The 6293-nt window shown below is 47.7% G+C and carries 2 protein-coding genes; both read right to left on the minus strand.

Annotation, left to right across the window (positions count from 1 at the left end; genetic code table 11):
• Positions 1-18 precede the first annotated feature (18 nt).
• Positions 19-909 carry a hypothetical protein gene (locus COT72_04235; protein PIO00014.1) on the minus strand — a complete coding sequence of 297 codons (891 nt, stop codon included), beginning with the start codon at positions 907-909 and terminating at the stop codon, positions 19-21.
• Positions 897-6293, minus strand: a 5397-nt coding sequence (locus tag COT72_04240) for a hypothetical protein (GenBank protein PIO00015.1), incomplete at its 5' end; no start/stop codon positions are given. The genes COT72_04240 and COT72_04235, both read right to left, overlap by 13 nt.

Genomic DNA, 6293 nt, shown 5'->3' on the forward strand with positions numbered 1-6293 from the left:
TATACACACAGCAGAAGATTAGTAATAAAACTTACTCACAAGTAAACCTGCTGCAACCAAAAGCACAACAAAAGAAAGCCCTGACAAATCAGGAACAATCTCTTGAGTAATAATGCCTTCGCGCACCCAAAAAAAGGTCAGGCTCTTATCAAATGACGCGTTTACCAGCTCGCAGTCAGGACTACTCACGTCCACGCTCAATACTTGGTCTTGGGCAAGCTGGGTTGGAATCACTTCAATATCCCACACGTGCGTGCTCTCACCTCCCAGCTCAAAGGTGAGGTTTGCTAGCTCTTCTAGTTCATACGTGTCTGAAAGAGAGCGGACCGTTACTGAAAATGTGACCGGATGGGTTATGTTAAGCTGATAGGTAACCCTCTGGTTTCCCGTGTTTCTTACCGCAAAGGCGATGTGCTCGCCTTTTGCAATATCAACGCCAAGAGAACGCGTTTGTGGCGCTATATTTTCAATAAATAAAAAGTCAGACACATTAAGCGCGTACACGCGTGATGTCACATTTAGTGGCTCAAATGTGAGGTTACGTGAAGGATAATACCATGCTTCAAAATAGAATTCTGCAAACGCTTCCTGCGCGCAGAGCAAGGTTGCAAGCTCGTAGCGAAAAGCGCTTGTAAAACCCGCGTCAATCCGGCTTGGCGCGGATATAAGCACGTGATTTTGCTCAGTAACAAGGCTTGCGTTTACCATGTTTGCAACACCAGTTCCATTATTAAGCACGTAAAACGTGATTTGGGGCTTTGATGAAATGCTTGTGGTATTCTCAAAATTCGGGATAAGAAACGGGTCCATTACCAGGCTTGCACGCGGAACCGCGATAAACGCGTGGCCTGCACTAACCATGAGCGCAACAACTACAGCAAAGAAAAAAACACGCATTATTGCACACATCCTGTCACCACCACTTTCTTACCGGTATCGCCAAATGCGCTGCCAATATAGCCTTCTGCTGCAATCACGTACGCGCCGCAATCAAGACCTTGGGCTGAAGGGTTAAACTCCCACACAAAGGCCTCGCTTACCGTGCCAAAGGAGATAACGCGGGCGACCTGCACGTCATCGCCAACAATCTGATATACAACAACGTTTGTCAAATCAATTGACACCACGTTTCCGCTCACATCAAGCGGTGTGAACGCATAATCTGCGCTCTCTTCTTTATCAAGGGATTCAGGACCCACAATAGTAAAGCGCGGATACGCGGGCGTTGCGTTAAACGTGAGCTCCCCGTATGAAGGGTGGTTGAACGTGAGTGTAATTGATGGGTACACAGACACAACTTCCACGTCCTGGGTGATAAGTAATTGCTGGGTGAGCGTTGCAGTTTCTCCAGGTTCAATATCAGAATTCAATGACGCGCTGACACTTGTTCCAGTTGTTGATTCATCAAGCTGGATTGACGCGTTCTGATCAATTGTTACTGTTCCCGCGTTTTCAAGGGTAAGACTTATCTCAATAACTTGCCCAGGGTACGCGATTTTTGGCGCGTCAACGCGAAGCACGCTCACGTCAAAGTTGTCCACGCGCAGGTAATTGTCAAGATAGTAAATACGTTGCACGCCATCTTCAATAATCTCCAAAGTGAGATTGTACACGCCCGTTGGCGAGCTTGTTGTAAACGCGGTTGTAGCCCATGCCTGTGCAGTTGTTTCATTAAGATACGTGATATTGCTCAAGGCAATGAGAAATGACGCGTTTTCTGGACCCTTGAGGATAACGTTTCCTGACAGGGATGGCGCGCCAACAAGGTCGTAGATAAGGAACGTGAGATTCTCATTGCTGTTTCGCAGCATATACTTTTGTTCAGCCGCGCTTGTCCGGTTGAAGCTGCACGCAACTTCAATCGTGTCCCAGGTTGATTCAAGATATGCCTGCACTGTTGGCCAGCTGTTAATAATTTCATTATAGTTTGTGCCAACCACGTCTGCACCAAACCAGTCACCAGAACAGCACACGTCAAGTTTGCCATTGCTGTCCACATCCTTTGACGTGGTATTTTGCGCAGTACAGGTTTCAACCGTACATGACGTTGGCGTGAGCGTCGGGTCAGCGCAGGCTGAGCCAGTGTTAATAATCGTGCCGTTACAACACGAGCGCGCGTCAGTGCCTGAACATGACGCGCTCAAACAACCTGAATAATCAATGTATTGATTGTCTGAGAGCACGTAATCATTGTCTGAGCACAAATCATCAGCTGTTTGCGCTGCTGCGCAGTAATCAGTCACTGAATCAGTACAGCCATACACTGCGGTTCGCGCATACGTCGTGTTTGCGCATGAAATGCCATTAAAGTCCTCGCAATCAATTGTGCTTGATGCGCACGAATTCCCGCTTGTGTAATATTCGCGCAGCGTACTTGCATCAGTACACGTGTCAGTGTAAGACACGTTTGTGCAGCCACCGCTCAAACAGCCAATAAAGTCAGTGCACGTGCCGCCAGTGAGCGCGGTGTTTCCCGAATCGCTGTCAGATGAATTGGTTTGACATGTTTGTGTATCAGTAGTGTTATAACTGCAGGACACGCTTGCTGCAGGTTCAGCGCCAGAGAGTTGTGCAAAGTAATCGCGCTGTTCGTTTGTAACTGCATCTGCATTACAGTATTCCCAGCTGTCTTCGCCAAGCTCATCACAATCAACGGTTTGCGTTGTGTCAGATGCAAGCGTGAGCGTATCATTTACATAGTAGTAATCAATAATAGTTGCAGCAGAGTCATCACCATATCCAGCGGTGTTTCCCCCACCATAGTATCCATCATCCGTGTTAGGGTCATGGGTTGCAACAACCGTGTAATTGACATCACCATTGGTATCACAGTAATAATCGCGTTCTTCAACTACCGGGTCATCGGTTCCTGGCACGTTTCCACCGCCATAATACCCATCAGCAGTAGGTTCAACACTGCAACAGCGAGCAGAACTGGTTGATGAACCTTCGCATGCACTCACAACAGAACCGCACATGTCCGTTGATTCGTAACACTGCCAGTCAGCAGTGCAGAGACTGCCTGTTGCAATGCTTGAGCTCACGTTGCGCGCCACGGCATTTGCCCTGTTGTTTGCGCCATCAGTGCAGTTCACATACCAGGTGTATGCGTTTGCAGCAACAGAAAGTGCAACATCACTAACCGTAAGCAAACTATTATTTGTTGCAATAGTAGTGTTTTGCGCGCTCTCATCAATGTAGAGCGTGCAATTGAGCGTTTCTGCGGTTTCATCAGTTGCCGTGTATGTAAAGGAGAGTGGGCTTTCATTGCATGATAAATCGTCAGGACTGCTTAACACAATAGTTGGGAGAGTTGTGTCTATCCTGAACGTGATTGTTTGAGATGTAGTGTTATGCTCTGCCCACCCATCCATGCACGTCGCATTGATGTGGTGTATTCCCTCACTCAAACTGCTGAGAACAACTGATTTGAGTGTGTTGTTCTCAACCGTCCCGTCACTTGTTGTTACGTCATCAAGTGTGTGCCAGCACGTGAGCGACGTGACAACACTGTCAACTGGCGTGTATTCAAACGTAACACTTGATTGGTTTGTGGTGTAGTTTTGTGCTGGTGCTGAAACAGCAATACTTGGTGCACTCACGTCAACCGTAAAGGTACGTGTTGCACTGGTTTGCGCGTTACTTGCAGGGTCAGCGCAGGTCACGTTCCATGCATGTCCGCCTTCAGAAAGGCTTGAAGCACTCAGCGTGGTCTGCGTGTTATTGAGTGAGCTTGAATTAGATGAAACAGCTTGCGAATCAACCGTGAGGGAACACGACATGGTTTGTGCCAACGCATCAAGAGGCGTGAACACCATATCCACTGATTGTGACGTGCTGTTATAGTTAGCAGCAGGCGAGACAAGGGTTATTGATGGCGCCTGAGAATCAACAGTAAAGGAGCGCTCAGTGCTTGCGCCCTCATTGCTAAACGCATCAGTACAATTTACGCTCCACACATATTGTGCGTCGCCAAAGCTGCTTACCGAAAAGGTCTGGTTACTATCTTCAGCAATAGTTGCATCAGTTTGATTAACTGTTTGATTAATAATAAGACTACAAGAACTAATGCTTGAACCAGAATCAGTCACGTTATAGGTGAGCGTGAGACTGCCATCACTATCCCACACGCTATCATCAGGTGAGACTAAAAAGACCTCTGGAGCAACTGAATCAATGGTAAACGTGTACTCGTCACTGCCCTGCCTGCCACTGTCATCCACGCAGGTCACATTCCAGGTGTGCGCGCCTTCTGAAAGGCTTGAAAGAGTAAAACCAGTAAGCGTGTTGTTATCAACTGCCGCATCTGAGTCCGTGAGTGACGCGTCAACAAAGAGATCGCAGCTAAACACGGAATCAACGGTGTCAGTGACCGTGAAGTTAACATCAAAACTGTTTGTGCTAAGCTGCGCGCTGTCTGCAGGTTCGTTGAGGCTGACAACAGGGTTGAAAACGTCAATGTGCACGGTTCTGTTCGTGCTGTTTCCCTGCGCTCCTGCATCATCAATACAGTACACACTCCAATCATGTGCGCCTTCTGAGAATCCGCTGTGCGCGAGCGTGGTGGTAACGCCATTGATTGTGCTCTCATTTGTCTGAGAACCCGTACCATCAATCACGAGTGTACAGTTGAGTGTTGATGCAACATTATCTGTCACACTAAAGTTAAAGCCAATAGTTGCCTGCGTGCTCCAGGTATCATTTGCAGGTTCAAGAAGATTGACTTGTGGCGGGCTCACAAGTACTTCAATGCTTCGAAGCTCCGTCACGTTTGTGTTGTCAAGCGTGTCATTTGCCCACACCCGCCACGTGAGAGTTTGGCCTTCCGCGCTTCCAGGAATAGTTTTTGACACGTTTACCCATTGCGGGTTTTCACTAAACAACTCTGGTGTGTCGTTTGCAAGACTTCCTGACTGATTCCATTCAAACACGTACGAATCAAGACCAATAAGCGCGTCAGTCCAGAGCGCGGTGAAATTAATAATGTCGCCAATGTCTGGCGTGCTGTTTGTTTCGGAAACAAGAGTGTATGTTGGCGCAGTCTGGTCAATGGTGATGCGGTACTCATCTGAATCCTGGTTTCCTGCAGCATCAGTGCACGTCACGTTCCACGCGTGCACTCCTTCGCTAAAGGTGTAATTAAAGCTTGTTTGCGTGCTATTATCAGTGCTCGCGTTAGTTTGGTCAAGCACATCATCAATAAAGAGACTGCAGCTTGCAGTAAGCGACTGCGCATCATCAAACCTGAACGCAAGCGTGTTATCTGTTTGGGTGGTGTTGTAATTATCCGCAGGCGAAACGAGTGTGACAAGAGGTTCACTATCATCAATGGTAATTTGCACGTGCGCAACATTTTGATTGCGCGCCGAATCATTTGCCCATACAAGCACATCAGTTGTGCCAAGACTCCACCCGCTTGTGCTAATATCATACTTGGTTGCGCTTGTCGCGTCAATGGTGGTGTTTGCACCATCCAGCTCATACCAGACCGTGCCAAGATACGTGTCCGTGACCGTGAGGTTGAGGAAGGTTCCTGATTGTATGCTTGATTCGTTAGCCGGCGCATCAAGCACAATCACCGGCAGGGTGTTGTCAACAGTAACTGACACATCAGTGTTAACCACGCCATTTCCTGCTAAGTCATCAACAAATACGGTTACGCTGTAGGTTGCTTCGCTTGCGGGTGCAACAATATCACAATAGCTTGATTGTCCTGAGTAATTGGTGCTGTCAATTTCACAATAAATAGTGTTCACATTAATTTCAGTGAGCGTGTATGAAACACGTACTGCAACGCCGCTGCCAACAATAGTATCATTAGCTGAAACATCAGCAAGCACAGGGAGTATAGTGTCAATATTATACGCGCGCTGTGCGCTGCCTTCACGCGCGCTGTCATCAGCGCACGTCACATTCCATGTCTGGGACGCTGCTTCGTAGAGTTCTTCTTCGTGGAACACAAAATACGCATCTGAACTTACACTCGTCGTGTTCCAGAGCGTTGCGTTGAGATAGAGAGAACACGCAAGACTTGCATCAACCGTATCCAAAACAGTGAAGTTGAAGTCAATGCTTGCATCATTATCCCACACGCCATTTGCAGGAGAGAGGAGGGTGACTGCGGGGTTTTGCGTATCAACATTAATAGTTCTCTCAGCGGTTTGAGCATAATTGTTTGACTGGTCAAAGCACCCCACTGCCCAGGTGTAGCTTCCTTGAGCAAGAGTTGCATCAAACGTTTGGTTCGTGTCTTTGGTGATGCTCGTATTAGTCTGATCAGTCGCGCCATCAAC

Source organism: archaeon CG10_big_fil_rev_8_21_14_0_10_43_11 (assembly GCA_002763265.1).
In the GTDB taxonomy this organism is placed as follows: Archaea; Nanobdellota; Nanobdellia; order PEZQ01; family PEZQ01; genus PEZQ01.

Coding starts and splice junctions, on each gene's coding strand:
- COT72_04235 (PIO00014.1), bottom strand. CDS start 909: ATGTGTGCAATAATGCGTGTTTTTTTCTTTGCTGTAGTTGTTGCGCTC.